The sequence below is a fragment of the Streptomyces sp. NPDC058664 genome (assembly GCF_042716635.1).
Taxonomy (GTDB): Bacteria; Actinomycetota; Actinomycetes; order Streptomycetales; family Streptomycetaceae; genus Streptomyces.
Map to the genome: position 1 here is coordinate 338,277 of NZ_JBHXRW010000001.1, position 15,822 is coordinate 354,098.

At 69.7% G+C, this 15,822-nt stretch carries 13 protein-coding genes and 2 tRNA genes; 12 read left to right on the forward strand and 3 right to left on the reverse strand.

The features are described from left to right. Positions 1-120 precede the first annotated feature (120 nt). On the forward strand, positions 121-315 hold the full coding sequence (locus tag ACFWUY_RS01475) for a hypothetical protein (protein WP_015033610.1): 195 nt from the start codon (positions 121-123) through the stop codon (positions 313-315). A 72-nt stretch (positions 316-387) separates the two neighbouring features. On the opposite strand, the gene ACFWUY_RS01480 is transcribed toward ACFWUY_RS01475, so the two are convergent. Further along, positions 388-1,956, reverse strand: coding sequence for a hypothetical protein (locus tag ACFWUY_RS01480; protein WP_384100724.1), 1,569 nt, complete (start codon positions 1,954-1,956; stop codon positions 388-390). A gap of 170 nt (positions 1,957-2,126) precedes the next feature. Then, positions 2,127-2,200: transfer RNA gene (locus ACFWUY_RS01485), tRNA-Gly, on the reverse strand. A 132-nt stretch (positions 2,201-2,332) separates the two neighbouring features. Here ACFWUY_RS01485 and ACFWUY_RS01490 point away from each other — a divergent pair. The 5 genes from ACFWUY_RS01490 (at position 2,333) to clpX (ending at position 6,989) form a co-directional block, all read left to right on the forward strand. Next, positions 2,333-2,409: transfer RNA gene (locus ACFWUY_RS01490), tRNA-Pro, on the forward strand. Between the two features lie 170 nt (positions 2,410-2,579). After that, the gene (gene tig, locus ACFWUY_RS01495; RefSeq protein ID WP_384100726.1) at positions 2,580-3,965 is read left to right on the forward strand and encodes a trigger factor; all 1,386 of its coding nucleotides are present in this window, start codon (positions 2,580-2,582) and stop codon (positions 3,963-3,965) included. 241 nt (positions 3,966-4,206) lie between these two features. Beyond that, positions 4,207-4,824 (forward strand): ATP-dependent Clp protease proteolytic subunit, encoded by a 618-nt coding sequence (locus ACFWUY_RS01500; RefSeq protein ID WP_384100728.1) that lies wholly within the window; start codon positions 4,207-4,209, stop codon positions 4,822-4,824. A gap of 62 nt (positions 4,825-4,886) precedes the next feature. Then, positions 4,887-5,549 carry an ATP-dependent Clp protease proteolytic subunit gene (locus ACFWUY_RS01505; RefSeq protein ID WP_250763772.1) on the forward strand — a complete coding sequence of 221 codons (663 nt, stop codon included), beginning with the start codon at positions 4,887-4,889 and terminating at the stop codon, positions 5,547-5,549. 156 nt (positions 5,550-5,705) lie between these two features. After that, positions 5,706-6,989 (forward strand): ATP-dependent Clp protease ATP-binding subunit ClpX, encoded by a 1,284-nt coding sequence (clpX, locus tag ACFWUY_RS01510; RefSeq protein ID WP_015033605.1) that lies wholly within the window; start codon positions 5,706-5,708, stop codon positions 6,987-6,989. 64 nt (positions 6,990-7,053) lie between these two features. Here clpX and ACFWUY_RS01515 read toward each other — a convergent pair whose 3' ends face one another. Next, complete coding sequence (locus ACFWUY_RS01515) at positions 7,054-8,013, reverse strand: hypothetical protein (RefSeq protein WP_384100731.1); 960 nt, start codon at positions 8,011-8,013, stop codon at positions 7,054-7,056. Positions 8,014-8,150: 137 nt separating this feature from the next. Here ACFWUY_RS01515 and ACFWUY_RS01520 point away from each other — a divergent pair, with 137 nt between their 5' ends. From ACFWUY_RS01520 to ACFWUY_RS01545, 6 genes are all read left to right on the forward strand, one after another. Next, entirely contained in the window at positions 8,151-10,772 is a 2,622-nt protein-coding gene (locus tag ACFWUY_RS01520; protein ID WP_384100733.1) for a valine--tRNA ligase, read from the forward strand. A gap of 146 nt (positions 10,773-10,918) precedes the next feature. Further along, a complete protein-coding gene (locus ACFWUY_RS01525) occupies positions 10,919-12,064 on the forward strand; it encodes a sensor histidine kinase (protein ID WP_384100735.1) in 1,146 nt (381 codons plus the stop codon). A gap of 97 nt (positions 12,065-12,161) precedes the next feature. Then, positions 12,162-13,661 carry a bifunctional folylpolyglutamate synthase/dihydrofolate synthase gene (locus ACFWUY_RS01530; RefSeq protein ID WP_384100737.1) on the forward strand — a complete coding sequence of 500 codons (1,500 nt, stop codon included), beginning with the start codon at positions 12,162-12,164 and terminating at the stop codon, positions 13,659-13,661. A gap of 5 nt (positions 13,662-13,666) precedes the next feature. Continuing rightward, positions 13,667-14,047 (forward strand): DUF4233 domain-containing protein, encoded by a 381-nt coding sequence (locus tag ACFWUY_RS01535; protein ID WP_384100739.1) that lies wholly within the window; start codon positions 13,667-13,669, stop codon positions 14,045-14,047. A 66-nt stretch (positions 14,048-14,113) separates the two neighbouring features. Further along, positions 14,114-14,527 (forward strand): nucleoside-diphosphate kinase, encoded by a 414-nt coding sequence (gene ndk, locus ACFWUY_RS01540; RefSeq protein ID WP_384100741.1) that lies wholly within the window; start codon positions 14,114-14,116, stop codon positions 14,525-14,527. Between the two features lie 224 nt (positions 14,528-14,751). Beyond that, positions 14,752-15,771: a rod shape-determining protein gene (locus ACFWUY_RS01545; protein WP_215065773.1), complete on the forward strand. Its 1,020-nt coding sequence runs from the start codon at positions 14,752-14,754 to the stop codon at positions 15,769-15,771. Positions 15,772-15,822 lie beyond the last annotated feature (51 nt).

The window sequence follows — 15,822 nt, forward strand, 5'->3', positions numbered from 1 at the left end:
CGATTCGTCACCCGGCAGCCAGGGCAGGGGGGTTGGTGGCACCATGGAGGCAGCGGGGGGTGTTCCGGGACACGGGCTCCCTGGTGGGCAAGGCGGGACCGACCGAGGGTGTGATCAGTTGTGGCCATTTCACTGTCTGTGGTGTTGCTGTTGGCAATCATCCTGGTGGTGCTGATCCGCGGGGGGAACCTCAAGGGCGGCCCGGCGGTGGTCGCGGTCCTCTTCGGCTTCTTCCTCGCCTCCACCGGCATGGCGGACGACATCCAGCGCTTCCTGGACTCGATAACGCAGACGGTCGCGTCGATCAAGTTCTGAGCGGACGCGTCGCGCGTACGACGAAGGGCCCCGCCGAGACCGGCAGGGGCCCTTCGCGTGGGACCGGTCGGCTCAGAACAGCCGCGTCCCGGCCGGCACCGCGCCCTGGACCGTCTCAGGGGCGGCCGGAGTCCCGTCCGCCCGCACCGGACGCAGGGCGAGCCCGCCCTGCCGGTCAGCGGTGATCAGGTCGCCGCGCTCGTCCCCGGTCAGATCCCCGACGGCGACCAGCGACGGCACCTGCCGGACGCTGAACCCGGAGGCGGCGACCGTCACCGGCGCGACCAGCGTGTACGGGGCCTCCGTCCCGTAGTCGACGCCGAAGAACTCCAGCGTGCCGCTGCGGGTGTCACGCGCCCAGAACGTCCCCGGGACGGCGCCCGGGTTCGTGTCCGAGGCGACGAGCTCCTTGGTGTCCCAGCCGCTCGCGGCGAGAACCGTCGGCTCCGCGACACGGATGCCGTTCCAGCTCGCGTACACGTCGAAGTGGAGCAACTGCCCGTTCTTCACGGCGACCAGGCCCGGAGTCCCGTAGTCCTGGCGGCCGAGCGCGAACCGGGTGACACCGGACCAGTCGAACCCGGTGATCTCCACCGGCTCGCCGAAACCGCCCTCGCCGTCGCCCGGGTACGCGTACAGCCGGCCGTTCCGCAGCGCCACGAGGTCGTTGCGCACGTCGTTCGCCTCCTGCGGCCCGTACCGGTTGATCAGCCGGCCGGCCCGTGCCACCCGCGTGCCCGTCCAGTCCCGGGTGTCGGCCACGGCCGGGGACGTGAAACCGCCGCCCTCCAGACCCGCGAGCAGCGTCAGCCGGCCCGCCGCGTCGACGCCGAGCAGATCGGGACGGCCGTCACTGTCGTAGTCGCCGAACGGCTCGATGAACGGGTAGGTGACCCAGTAGTCGGCGTTCGCGGTGTCGGAGAGGTTGCCCGCCCGGTCGAAGGCCCGCACCCACACGCTCGCGGGCCCGGTGCGCTCCGGGGTCACGAACGTCGTGGTGGTGGTGCCGTCCGCGCCGACCGGGACGCGGCGGTCGGCGGCGCAGCCGTAGGTGCCCGTGGCGGCGAGCGGGTCGAGGCAGAAGTACGCGGCCTCCGTCCCCGCCGGCAGGCTGATGCGCACCGTCCGGACGGTCCCGGAAGGTGCCCCGTTCGGGTACGACGCCGTGTCGAGGAACTCGACCGTGGGAGCGGCGGGCCGGGTCTGGTCCGTGCCGAACCCGCACGGCGCCGTCCATGCGGAGGCGCCGTCCGCGCGCTCCACCCGGGCCTGCCACCAGTACGGGCCCTCCGCCGGGATCCGGTCCTTGGGAACCACCAGGGTGGCCACCGATCCGAGCGACGTGGGAACGACGACGTCGACGACGGGAGTCTCCGCGGCGCCCTCCTTCCAGACCCGGAACCGGGCGTCCAGGGAATTCCCGTCGGGCTCCTCGCCCACGGTCCGGACGGACAGGCTGACGTCGGTGTTCCCCACCCAGGGCAGCTCGCCGCCCGTCACGCACCCGCCCGGCTGCGCCGTCGGCTCGGCCACCGTGTACGGAAACTCCGCCGCGAGCGCGGTCCCCCCGCCCAGCAGCCCCGCCGCGCAGGCCAGCGCGAGCGCGGCCACCACGGTGGATCTTCTCGTTCTCTTCTCCATGAGGTCCCCTCCCCGGATCCGTCGGTCAACGGTTGATCGACAAGGGGGAACGTAGCCACTGCCCGGGCGGGAGCGCGCGCGATTAACGCGGACCGGCGGGTCGGAGCCGGCGCACGGCCGGGAAACGGCCACGGCCCGGATCGCGCGAGGCGAACCGGGCCGTGGACCTGTGGAGCGGGTGACGGGAATCGAACCCGCGTAGCTAGTTTGGAAGACTAGTGCTCTACCATTGAGCTACACCCGCGCAGCGTCGCGCCGCAGGTCACGGGGACCGCGGCACGAAGAGCATGGTAGCGGTTCGAAGGCCGTTCGCGCACACCGGTAAAACTGAGGGCGCCGTACAGTCCCCGTCCATGTACCCTACGTGTCGCACCGACGGGGTGTGGCGCAGCTTGGTAGCGCGTCCGCTTTGGGAGCGGAAGGCCGTGGGTTCAAATCCCGCCACCCCGACCATGACGATCACGTGCCCACTCACGCGCTCTTGATCACGTTGTGGGCGTCATCCCGCTTGCGGTTACTATGCAAGCTGTGTGCCCGTGTGTCTTTCTGACCGGGCCGACCCACCGGAACCGCCTCACGCGGTGCCGGTGGATTCCAGGAATCAGCCACAAGGAGACCGAACCGTGAAGAGCGCCGTGGAGACCCTGAACCCGACTCGGGTTCGGCTCACTGTCGAGGTGCCCTTCGAGGAGCTCAAGGACAGCCTCGACGCGGCGTACAAGAAGATCAACCAGCAGGTCACGGTCAAGGGCTTCCGTAAGGGCAAGATCCCTGCTCGCGTGATCGACCAGCGGTTCGGCCGCGGCGCCGTGCTGGAAGAGGCCGTCAACGACGCGCTCCCGAAGTTCTACACCGAGGCCGTCAACGAGGCCTCGGTCAACCCGCTCGGCCAGCCCGAGGTCGACATCACCGAGCTGAAGGACGGCGAGCTGCTGGCCTTCACCGCCGAGGTCGACATCCGCCCGACGATCGAGATCCCGGACTACTCCGGCATCGAGGTCACCGTCGACGCGGTCGAGGTCACCGACGAGGACGTCGAGAAGTCCGTGGAGCAGCTCCGCGAGCGCTTCGCGTCGACCTCCCCGGTCGAGCGCGCCGCCCAGGACGGCGACGTCGTCACCATCGACCTCGAGGCCAAGGTCGACGGCGAGGTCCTCCCGGACGGTGTCGCCGACGGCGTGTCGTACACCATCGGCTCCGGCGAGCTGCTCGACGGCATCGACGAGGCCGTCAAGGGCCTGGAGGCCGGTGGCGAGGCCACCTTCACCTCGCAGCTGAAGGGCGGCTCCGCCGAGGGCAAGGACGCGGAGGTCACCGTCAAGGTCACCACCGTCGCCGCCCGTGAGCTCCCCGAGCTCGACGACGAGTTCGCGCAGATGGCGTCGGAGTTCGACACCCTCGACGAGCTCAAGGCCGACAGCCGCAAGCGCCTCGAGAACATGAAGCAGTTCGACCAGGCCACCCAGGCCCAGGAGCGCGTCCTCGACGAGCTCCTCAAGCTGGTCGAGGTCCCGATGCCCGAGAAGCTTCTCGAGGACGAGATCAACACCCGCAAGCACAACCTGGAGCACCACCAGCTCGGCCAGATGGGCCTCGACCTCGCGAAGTACCTGGAGATCCAGGGCAAGACCGAGGAGGAGTTCCTGGCCGAGACCAAGGAGCAGGCCGAGAAGGGCATCAAGACGCAGTTCATCCTCGATGAGCTCGTCAACAAGGAGAAGCTCGACGTCTCCCGCGAGGAGCTCACCGAGCACCTGTTCCGCCGTGCCGCCTCCTCCGGCATGAGCCCCGACCAGTTCGCCCAGGCCGTGGCCGAGGGCGGCCAGGTGCCGATGCTCGTCGGCGAGGTCGCCCGCGGCAAGGCCCTCGCGGTCGTCGTCGAGGCCGCCAAGGTCGTCGACACCAACGGTGAGGTCGTCGACCTCTCGGACGACGAGGACGAGGTCGAGGCCGCCGCCGACGCCGTCGAGGCCGTCACCGGCGAGGCCGAGGTCTCCGAGGACAAGTAAGGGGCCCCCGCCCCACGCGGACCCCGTGCCACGGGCCCGTACGCACCCCTGTGCGTACGGGCCCGTGGACGTACGCGGACCCCCGCCGCACGCCCCAACTACCTTGCGCTCCCAGCGAACAGTTCGGGAACCGGGATGGCTCTGTCCCACCTGCGCGTTAGGGTCCATGAATACGAGGGCAGTGCCCTCTGAACGAGACGCTGAGACGGCCCCCGGCCGTCGGAGACGAGCAGGTGGATACGTGACGAATCTGAAGCCTTACGCCGCGGGTGAGCCGTCCATCGGTGGCGGCCTCGGCGACCATGTCTACAACCGGCTGCTCGGCGAGCGGATCATCTTCCTCGGCCAGCAGGTCGACGACGAGATCGCCAACAAGATCACCGCCCAGATGCTCCTCCTGGCCGCCGAGCCGGACAAGGACATCTACCTGTACATCAACAGCCCCGGTGGCTCGGTGACGGCCGGCATGGCCGTCTACGACACCATGCAGTACATCCCGAACGACGTCGTCACCATCGGCATGGGCATGGCGGCCTCGATGGGCCAGTTCCTGCTCACCGGCGGCTCCGTCGGCAAGCGCTTCGCCCTGCCGAACACCGACATCCTGATGCACCAGGGCTCCGCCGGCATCGGCGGCACCGCCTCGGACATCAAGATCCAGGCCGAGTACCTCCTCCGTACGAAGAAGCGCATGGCCGAGATCACCGCGCACCACTCCGGCCAGACCGTCGAGGCGATCATCCGCGACGGTGACCGCGACCGCTGGTTCACCGCGGAGGAGGCCAAGGACTACGGCCTCATCGACGAGATCATCTCTGCCGCTTCGGGCGTTCCGGGCGGCGGCGGCACGGGCGCCTGAGCCCCGGCAGTCCGCTCAAGAGCCCCAGCCCACCGAACGCCACCAGGACGGTGAACACCCAGATGCAGAACAACCTCTCCGCGAGCGGCCTCTACACCGGCGCGCCGATGGACAACCGCTACGTCGTGCCGCGCTTCGTCGAGCGCACCTCGCAGGGCATCCGCGAGTACGACCCCTACGCGAAGCTGTTCGAGGAGCGCGTGATCTTCCTCGGCGTGCAGATCGACGACGCCTCCGCCAACGACGTCATGGCGCAGCTGCTGTGCCTGGAGTCGATGGACCCGGACCGCGACATCTCGATCTACATCAACAGCCCCGGTGGCTCCTTCACCGCGCTGACCGCCATCTACGACACGATGCAGTTCGTGAAGCCGGACATCCAGACGGTCTGCATGGGCCAGGCGGCCTCCGCCGCGGCCGTGCTGCTCGCCGCCGGCACCCCCGGCAAGCGGATGGCCCTGCCGAACGCCCGCGTGCTGATCCACCAGCCCTCCGGCGGCACCGGCCGTGAGCAGCTCTCCGACCTGGAGATCGCGGCCCGGGAGATCCTGCGCATGCGCAGCCAGCTGGAGGAGATGCTGGCCAAGCACTCCTCGACGCCGATCGAGAAGATCCGCGACGACATCGAGCGTGACAAGATCCTGACGGCCGAGGACGCCCTCGCTTACGGCCTGGTCGACCAGATCGTCTCGACCCGTAAGAGCACGTCCGCCGCGGCACACTGACGCCGACCTTTCCCCTGGCACGGTCCGCGTGGCCGAATCGCGACCATGTGAACCGTGCCAAGGGGGGCCCGAACGGGGGGCCCGGCAAGGTACCGTCGAATATGAGGCACCAGGAGTCGCTGAACCAAGCACTCCCAGGCGAAGGGGAAGCACCTCGTGGCACGCATCGGTGATGGCGGCGACCTGCTCAAGTGCTCGTTCTGCGGAAAGAGCCAGAAGCAGGTGAAGAAGCTCATCGCGGGACCCGGTGTGTACATCTGCGACGAGTGCATCGACCTCTGCAACGAGATCATCGAGGAAGAACTCGCGGAGACGAGCGAGGTGCGCTGGGAGGAACTTCCCAAGCCCCGCGAGATCTACGAGTTCCTCGAGGGGTACGTCGTCGGGCAGGAGCCCGCGAAGAAGGCCCTCTCGGTCGCGGTGTACAACCACTACAAGCGCGTCCAGGCCGGTGAGAACGGCGGCGCGCAGGGCCGTGACGACGCCATCGAACTGGCGAAGTCCAACATTCTGCTGCTCGGCCCCACGGGCTCCGGCAAGACGCTGCTCGCGCAGACGCTGGCCCGCATGCTCAACGTCCCGTTCGCCATCGCCGACGCGACGGCGCTGACGGAGGCCGGCTACGTCGGCGAGGACGTCGAGAACATCCTGCTGAAGCTGATCCAGGCCGCCGACTACGACGTCAAGAAGGCCGAGACCGGGATCATCTACATCGACGAGATCGACAAGGTCGCCCGTAAGAGCGAAAACCCGTCGATCACCCGCGATGTCTCCGGCGAGGGCGTGCAGCAGGCCCTCCTGAAGATCCTGGAGGGCACGACGGCCTCGGTCCCGCCGCAGGGCGGACGGAAGCACCCGCACCAGGAGTTCATCCAGATCGACACGACGAACGTGCTCTTCATCGTGGGCGGCGCCTTCGCCGGCCTGGAGAAGATCATCGAGTCGCGGGCGGGTGCCAAGGGCATCGGCTTCGGGGCGACCATCCGCTCCAAGCGCGAGATCGAGGCGAGCGACCAGTTCCAGGAGGTCATGCCGGAGGACCTGGTGAAGTTCGGGATGATCCCCGAGTTCATCGGCCGTCTCCCCGTCCTCACCTCCGTCCACAACCTGGACCGCGAGGCGCTCCTCCAGATCCTGGTGGAGCCGCGGAACGCCCTGGTGAAGCAGTACCAGCGCCTCTTCGAACTCGACGGTGTGGAACTGGACTTCGACCGCCCGGCCCTGGAGGCCATCGCCGACCAGGCGATCCTCCGCGGCACCGGCGCGCGCGGCCTGCGCGCCATCATGGAGGAGGTCCTCCAGTCGGTGATGTACGAGGTCCCGTCCCGCAAGGACGTGGCCCGTGTCGTCATCACGGCGGACGTCGTCCGCAACAACGTCAACCCGACGCTGGTCCCCCGGATCGTGAAGAACGACGGCAGGCACGAGAAGTCGGCCTGAGCCGTACGGACAGGAAAGGGGCGCCCCACCGAACCGGTGGGGCGCCCCTTTTGTGTGCGGCGCGTCAGAGCTTGACGCGGACTTCCTTGCGGAGCTTGGCGGTGATGGCGGCGGCATCCTCGGCGGAGCCGGCCTGGCCCGAGAGCAGGGCGGACGCGTCGGACGGGACCACGAAGCCCACCGTGCTGTGGTCGGCCCACACACACATCGTCACAGTGAAGGCGGGCATCTTGGTCGCGGCGTCCGCCTGGCTCTTGGCCTGCTGGCACTTGAGGACCGCGCCGTCGAGCTCGGCCGGCTTGTACTCCTGGGGGCTGCCTTCCAGCTGCGGCGAACCCGCCTTGCCCGCGTCCTTGTCGGCCTCGGCCTTGGCGCTGGCGAACACGGAGTCGACGACCTTCTCCGGGTCGTCGATCTCGCCGTAGAGACCGTTGAAGGAGATGAACTTGCCCGCGAGGGGGTTGGCCTTGTCCTCCACCTTGTAGCTGGCGCGGACCTGCTGGGCGTTCTTGACGCCGTTCTGCTGGGCCTCCTTGAGCGAGTCCTCGCCGCTGGACTTGTCGCTGCCAGCACCCTTCTTGTACTCGGTGAGCACCGTCTCCGGGGTGATCAGCTTGTGCGGGCCGTCGTTCGCGACCGACGAGCCGGCGCCGCCGCCGAACACGAAGTACGCGCCCACGCCGATCGCCGCCACCACCGCGACCGCGCCGATGATCCAGCCCGCCTTGGACTTCTTCGGGGCCGGCGGGTGCGGGACGTAGCCGCCGGGGCCCTGGGGGGCGCCGTACGGGGGCTGCTGGCCGTAGGGGCCGGGCTGCTGCTGGGGGTAGCCGTAGGGGGGCTGCTGCGGCGGGACGCCCTGCGGGGCCTGCTGGGGGTAGCCGTAACCCGGCTGCGGGGCCTGCGGCGGCTGGCCGTACGGGCCCGGCTGCTGCGGCTGCTGGCCGTACGGGCCCGGCTGGCCGTAGGGCCCGGGCTGCTGGGGCGGCTGGCCGCCGTACGGGCCGGGCTGGTTGTAGCTCATCGACAGGTTCCCCTCACAGGATGTTTATGCCTCCGAACATCCTGGCGGAACCGCCGAGCGGGGAGTGCGGCGGGGGCCACACCGTTACCGAACCAAAGCGTTTCAGGACAGGGCCGCAACACCCCTAAACTGACCCCGTGACCGAGAACACTCAGCAGCAGACAGCGCCCATCACCGAACTGCCGACCCAGTACGCGCCGGCCGAGGTGGAGGGGCCGCTGTACGAGCGCTGGGTAGAGCGCGGGTACTTCGAGGCCGACGCGAAGAGCGAGAAGCCGCCGTACACCATCGTCATCCCGCCGCCGAACGTCACCGGCTCGCTCCACCTGGGCCACGCCTTCGAGCACACGCTGATCGACGCCCTCACCCGCCGCAAGCGCATGCAGGGCTTCGAGACGCTGTGGCAGCCCGGCATGGACCACGCCGGCATCGCCACCCAGAACGTCGTCGAGCGCGAGCTCGCCAAGGAGGGCAAGTCCCGCCACGACCTGGGTCGTGAGGCGTTCGTCGAGCGCGTCTGGCAGTGGAAGGCCGAGTCCGGTGGCCAGATCTCCGGCCAGATGAAGCGTCTGGGTGACGGCGTCGCCTGGTCCCGTGAGCGCTTCACCATGGACGAGGGCCTGTCGCAGGCCGTCCAGACCATCTTCAAGAAGCTCTACGACGACGAGCTGATCTACCGCGCCGAGCGCATCATCAACTGGTGCCCGCGCTGTCTGACGGCCATCTCGGACATCGAGGTCGAGTACCAGGACGACGACGGCGAGCTCGTCTCCATCCGGTACGGCGAGGGTGACGAGACCCTGGTCGTCGCCACCACCCGGGCCGAGACGATGCTCGGTGACACGGCCGTCGCCGTCCACCCCGACGACGAGCGGTACAAGCACCTGGTCGGCAAGCAGATCAAGCTGCCGCTGACGGACCGTACGATCCCGGTCGTCGCCGACACCCACGTCGACCCCGAGTTCGGCACCGGCGCCGTCAAGGTGACCCCGGCGCACGACCCGAACGACTTCGAGATCGGCCAGCGCCACAACCTGCCCAACATCGCCGTCATGGACGAGCGCGCGGTCATCACCGTCCACGGCCCCTTCCAGGGTCTGGACCGCATGGAGGCCCGTTCCGCCATCGTCGCCGCCCTGCGCGCCGAGGGCCGGATCGTCGCCGAGAAGCGCCCGTACGTCCACTCCGTCGGCCACTGCTCGCGCTGCAAGACCACCATCGAGCCGCGTCTTTCGATGCAGTGGTGGGTCAAGGTCGGCCCGCTCGCGCAGGCCGCCGGTGACGCCGTCCGCGACGGCAAGGTCAAGATCCACCCGCAGGAGATGGAGAAGCGGTACTTCGACTGGGTCGACAACCTGCACGACTGGTGCATCTCGCGCCAGCTGTGGTGGGGCCACCGCATCCCGGTCTGGTACGGCCCGAACGGCGAAGTCGTCTGTGTCGGACCGGACGAGCAGCCGCCGACGGGCGAGGGCTGGCACCAGGACACGGACGTCCTGGACACCTGGTTCTCCTCCGGCCTGTGGCCGTTCTCCACGCTCGGCTGGCCCGAGCGGACCGAGAGCCTCGAGAAGTTCTATCCGAACTCCGTCCTGGTCACCGGCTACGACATCCTCTTCTTCTGGGTCGCCCGGATGATGATGTTCGGTCTGTACGCGATGGACGGCACCCCGCCGTTCCACACCATCGCCCTGCACGGCATGGTCCGCGACCAGAACGGCAAGAAGATGTCGAAGTCCTTCGGCAACGTGGTCAACCCGCTGGACTGGATGGACACCTACGGTTCCGACGCGGTCCGGTTCACCCTGGCCCGTGGCGCGAACCCGGGCGTCGACGTTCCGATCGGCGAGGACTGGGTCCAGGCCTCCAGCAAGTTCGCCAACAAGATCTGGAACGCCACGCGCTTCGCGCTGATGAACGGCGCCACGGTCGAAGGCCCGCTGCCGGACCCCTCGGAGATGTCGGCGACCGATCGCTGGATCCTGTCGCGGCTCAACAAGACGGTCGCCGAGGTCGACGCCTTCTACGACGACTACCAGTTCTCCAAGCTGTCGGACGCCCTCTACCACTTCGCGTGGGACGAGGTCTTCGACTGGTACGTCGAGCTGTCGAAGACGACGTTCTTCGCCGGCGGCGAGGGCGCCCGGGTCTCCGGCCGCGTCCTCGGCGAGGTCCTCGACGTCATGCTGCGTCTGCTCCACCCGGTGGTCCCGTTCGTCACCGAGACGCTGTGGACCACGCTGACCGGCGGCGAGTCCGTGGTCATCGCCGACTGGCCGAAGGACAGCGGCTTCCGCGACACGGCCGCCGAGCAGGAGATCGCGCTGGTCCAGCGGGTCATCACCGAGGTCCGCCGGTTCCGCAAGGAGCAGGGCCTCCAGGACGCCCAGAAGGTGCCCGCCCGCCTCACGCTGACCGGCACCCCGCTCGCCCCGCACGAGGCGGCCATCCGTCAGATCCTGCGCCTCCAGCCGGAGGGCGAGGGCTTCGCCGCCACCGCCTCCCTGCCGGTCGCCGGCGCCACGGTCGCGCTCGACCTGTCGGGCACGATCGACGTGGAGGCCGAGCGCAAGCGCCTCGCGAAGGACCTCGCGGCCGCCGAGAAGGAGAAGGCCCAGGCGAACGGGAAGCTCGGCAACGAGGCCTTCCTCGCCAAGGCCCCGGACAACGTGGTCGACAAGATCCGTGGCCGCCTCGCCAAGGCGGACGAGGACATCGCCCGCATCGAGGCCCAGCTGGCGAGCCTGCCGCAGGCCTAGGACGGCATGACGGAGGGGCCCGGAACCGGTACACGGTTCCGGGCCCCTCCGCGTACACCCCGAAGCGGGACGAGGTGCCCGAAGTCACAACAGACGGGATTTCAGGTCCTCGGCGTCGGGACGAAAGACCTTGGATGATGGAAGGCATGCCCCGCCTCCCCACCGTCCCCGCGCTGCGCCGTCGTGCGGACCGGTGGGCCGGCTCGCCCCGCGCGCTCGACGTCGTCGCCGCGCTCAGTGCCTTCGGCCTCATGCTCCTGGACGTGCCGGGGCTCGCCCGCGCCGACAACTCCCTCACCGGGGTCACCGCGACGCTGGTCCTCGCGGCCGGGGCGGCCACCCTGGTGCTCCGGCGCAGGCTGCCGTGGCTCCCGTACGTCGTGGCGCTCGGGCTGCTCGGCTGGCTGCACGAGCTGACCATGGTCCAGTTCGCGCTGTACTCCATCGGCCGGTACCGGGGACGGCGGGACGCCGTCGCCGCGACCCTGCTGTACGTCGGCGTGGCCTACGCGCTCTTCCACACGCCCGGCTGGCCCGCCCGGCACGGCGACACCCTGAGCGACTTCCTGAGCCTGGTCGTCCCGATCGGCGTCCTCGCGGCGGGCGTCGGCGTCGCCGCATACCGGCAGGACCTCGTCCGCGCCCTGGAGGTCCAGCGCCGGGAGGCCGCCGCCCGGCAGGCCGTCCAGGAGGAGCGGATCTCCGTCGGCCGGGACGTCCACGACCTGGTCGGCCGTGAACTCACCGTCCTCGCGGTCCGGGCCGAGGTCCTCGCCGTGCGGGCCAGGGGAGACGCGCGCCAGAAGGACTTCGAGGAGCTCGCGGACACCGCGAGGCGCGCCCACCGCATGCTCAACGAGACGATCGTGCGCCGCGCCGACCGGGAGGACGGGGGCACCCCCTGCCTTGAAGGGCTCGCCGTGCTCGCGGAGGAGAGCGAGCGGATGGGCAGTCCCGTGGAACTGGCGGTCGCCGAGGAGGCGAGGGCGCTGTCGCCGCTGCGGCAGGCGGCCGTCCACCGGGTCGTCCGGGAGTGCCTGACGAACGCGGCCAAGCACGCGCCCGGCCTGCCGGTGACGGTCGCGATCACGGTGGAGGGCCCCGATCTGCGGATCGAGGTGCGCAATCCGCTGCCGAAGAGCCCGCCGGACCCGGCGCCCGTCTCGACCGGCACGGGCCTGTTCTCCATGGAGGAACGGGTCACCAGCATGGGCGGCACGCTCAGGGCCCGCCCGGAGGACGGCGGCTACGTGGTGACGGCGCTCCTCCCGACGGGCCTCCCCGTCCGCTAGGGCCGGTGCGGCGGACGGCGGAGGGCGGACGGCGGACCGAAAGTCCCGAAAGGGGTGGGTCCGCGGTCCTGTCGGTACCGCTCCGTAGACTGGGCCCGTGAGCGAGCCGAGCGACCCGAGTGACCAGTTCGACGACATCGTCGACAGCGAGACAAGCCGTGACCCCGACCTGGCGGTGATCGAGGCCGGCAGCCGTACCCTGCGCACCCAGGCCGGACCGCCCCAGGGCGATCCCGTGCCGAGCCGTCCGGAGGATCCGGAGCTCGACAAGGCGTTGCGCGAGGTCGAGACCGAGCTGTCCACCCGCTGGGGCGAGACCAAGCTGGAGCCGTCGGTCACCCGGATCGCGGCCCTGATGGACGTGCTCGGCGATCCGCAGCGCGCGTACCCCTCGATCCACATCACCGGCACCAACGGCAAGACGTCGACGGCCCGCATGATCGAGGCGCTGCTCGGCGCCTTCGAGCTGCGCACCGGGCGGTACACCTCGCCGCACGTGCAGACGATCACCGAGCGGATCAGCCTGGACGGCGCGCCGATCTCCGCCGAGCGGTTCATCGAGACGTACCAGGACGTCAAGCCGTACGTGGAGCTGGTCGACGCCCGCGAGGAGTACCGGCTCTCCTTCTTCGAGGTCCTCACCGGAATGGCGTACGCGGCCTTCGCCGACGCCCCGGTGGACGTGGCCGTCGTCGAGGTGGGCATGGGCGGCACCTGGGACGCGACGAACGTCATCGACGCCTCCGTCGCCGTCGTCACCCCGATCGACCTCGACCACACCGACCGGCTCGGCGGGACGACCGCCGAGATCGCCGGCGAGAAGTCGGGGATCATCAAGCAGGGCGCGACCGTGATCCTGGCCCAGCAGCCGGTGGACGCGGCACAGGTCCTGCTGAAGAAGGCCGTCGAGGCGGACGCCACCGTCGCCCGCGAGGGCATGGAGTTCGGCATCGCCTCCCGCGAGGTCGCGGTCGGCGGCCAGCTCCTCACCCTGCGCGGGCTCGGCGGCGAGTACGACAACGTCTTCCTGCCGCTGCACGGCGCCTACCAGGCGCACAACGCGGCGGTGGCGCTCGCGGCGGTCGAGGCGTTCTTCGGGATCGGCGCCGACCACGCAAGGACCCTGGACGTGGACACGGTCCGCCGGGCCTTCGCCCAGGTGGCCTCGCCCGGACGGCTCGAGATCGTCCGCACCTCCCCGACGGTGCTCCTGGACGCGGCGCACAACCCGCACGGCGCGCGGGCGACGGCGGAGGGCGTCAGCGAGGCCTTCGGTTTCTCGCGGCTCGTCGGCGTGGTCTCCACGAGCGGGGACAAGGACGCCAGGGGTCTCCTCGAGGCCTTCGAGCCGATCTTCGCGGAGGTCGTGATCACCGCGAACTCCAACCCGCGGGCCACCGACGTGGACGCGCTCGCCGCGATCGCCGTCGAGGTCTTCGGCGAGGACCGGGTGGTCGTCGAACCGCGGCTGCCCGACGCCATCGAGGCGGCCATCACCCTCGCGGAGGAAGAGGCCGAGTACGGTGGCGCGGGCGTCCTGGTGACCGGTTCGATCTTCACGGTCGGCGACGCCCGGCTGCTGCTGCGAAGGGGCTGAACCGTATGCGTACCCTCTGTTCGTCGACGCTCATCGGCGAGTTCTTCGTGATCGGCTTCGCCGGGCTCGTCGCCATGAAGGACGACAGCCTCGCGATGTCCACCGTGTGGTGGGTCTGCGGTGTCGCGATGGTCTTCTCGGTGCTGCTGTGCGGGATGGTGACCCGTCCCGGCGGTGTCCAGCTCGGCTGGGCCCTGCAGATCGGCCTGGTCCTCAGCGGCTTCGTCGTCCCGACCATGTTCTTCCTCGGCGCGGTCTTCGCCGGCCTGTGGTGGGCCTCGGTGCACTACGGGCGGCGGATCGACGACATCAAGGCGCGCTGGGCCGAGACACAGACCGCCGGACAGCAGGCCGCCGGGGCCTCGGCAGGGCCTGACGCTGCGTAATCGTGGGGCGTCCGGGGCCTGTAGCCTCGGAGGTCCCGCACACCGCTTTTCCGAAGGAGTTCCCCCGTGAGCCAGCGCACGCTCGTCCTGCTCAAGCCCGACGCCGTCCGCCGTGGCCTGGTCGGTGAGATCATCGGCCGTATCGAGCGCAAGGCCGGCTGGACCCTGGCGGCCCTGGAGCTGCGCGAGCTGGACCAGGAGACCCTGGAGCAGCACTACGGCGAGCACAAGGGCAAGCCCTTCTACGAGCCGCTGATGGGCTTCATGTCCTCCGGTCCCGTCGTCGCGCTCGTCGTCGAGGGCGAGCGGGTCATCGAGGGCGTCCGCCGGCTGGCCGGCCCGACCGACCCGATCGCCGCCGCTCCCGGCTCCATCCGGGGCGACTTCGGCACCATCGTCAGGGAGAACCTGATCCACGCGTCCGACTCGGAGGAGTCCGCCCTCCGCGAGCTGAAGATCTTCTTCCCGGGTCTCGTCTGACCCGGACGGCTCTGACTCCGTGTCAGCCGAACGCAGGACCCTGTGGGGCGACCGAAGGAATTCGGTCGCCCCCAGGCATATGAACGCCGATGGCGGGAACGGATCGCCGCGTCCTTCCGTCACCTGTACAGAGGTGGACCACCGCGCGGTATCCGGGCGGGCGGCACTACGATGGAAAACTCCACGCCGCACCACCCTCAGCCATGGGAAACAAGGGGAACTCAATGTCGTTCATCGGCCGTGACATGGCTGTCGACCTCGGGACCGCCAACACGCTGGTGTACGTGAGGGGTCGAGGCATCGTCCTGAACGAGCCGTCCGTCGTCGCCATCAACACCAACACCGGCGGGATCCTCGCGGTCGGCTCCGAGGCGAAGAAGATGATCGGCCGGACCCCCGGCAACATCGTCGCCGTCCGGCCCCTGAAGGACGGCGTCATCGCCGACTTCGAGATCACCGAGCGGATGCTCCGCTACTTCATCCTCAAGATCCACAAGCGCCGCTACCTGGCCCGCCCCCGTGTCGTGGTCTGCGTGCCCTCCGGCATCACCGGAGTCGAGCGCCGCGCCGTCATCGAGGCCTCGACGCAGGCCGGCGCCCGCCAGGTGCACATCATCGAGGAGCCCATGGCGGCGGCCATCGGCGCGGGCCTCCCGGTCCACGAGGCCACCGGCAACATGGTCGTGGACATCGGCGGCGGCACCACCGAGGTCGCCGTCATCTCCCTCGGCGGAATCGTCACGGCACAGTCGATCCGGGTCGCCGGCGACGAGCTGGACAACGCGATCATCCAGCACATCAAGAAGGAGTACTCGCTCCTCCTCGGTGAGCGCACCGCCGAGCAGATCAAGATCACCATCGGCTCCGCGTACGACCTCGACAAGGACGAGCACACCGAGATCCGCGGCCGCGACCTCGTCTCCGGTCTCCCCAAGACCGTGGTCATCTCCGCCGCCGAGGTCCGCAAGGCCATCGAGGAGCCGGTCAACGCGATCGTCGACGCCGTGAAGACCACCCTCGACAAGTGCCCGCCGGAGCTTTCCGGTGACGTCATGGACCGCGGCATCGTTCTCACGGGTGGAGGCGCGCTGCTGCGCGGCCTCGACGAGCGCCTCCGCCGTGAGACCGGCATGCCGATCCACATCGCCGAGGACCCGCTGGACTCGGTGGCGCTCGGCTCCGGCAAGTGCGTGGAGGAGTTCGAGGCCCTCCAGCAGGTCCTGGACGCCCAGCCGCGCCGCTAGGCCCCACCGCGGGACCGCGGGAAAGCACAGTCGCACGACAGCACAGTCGAA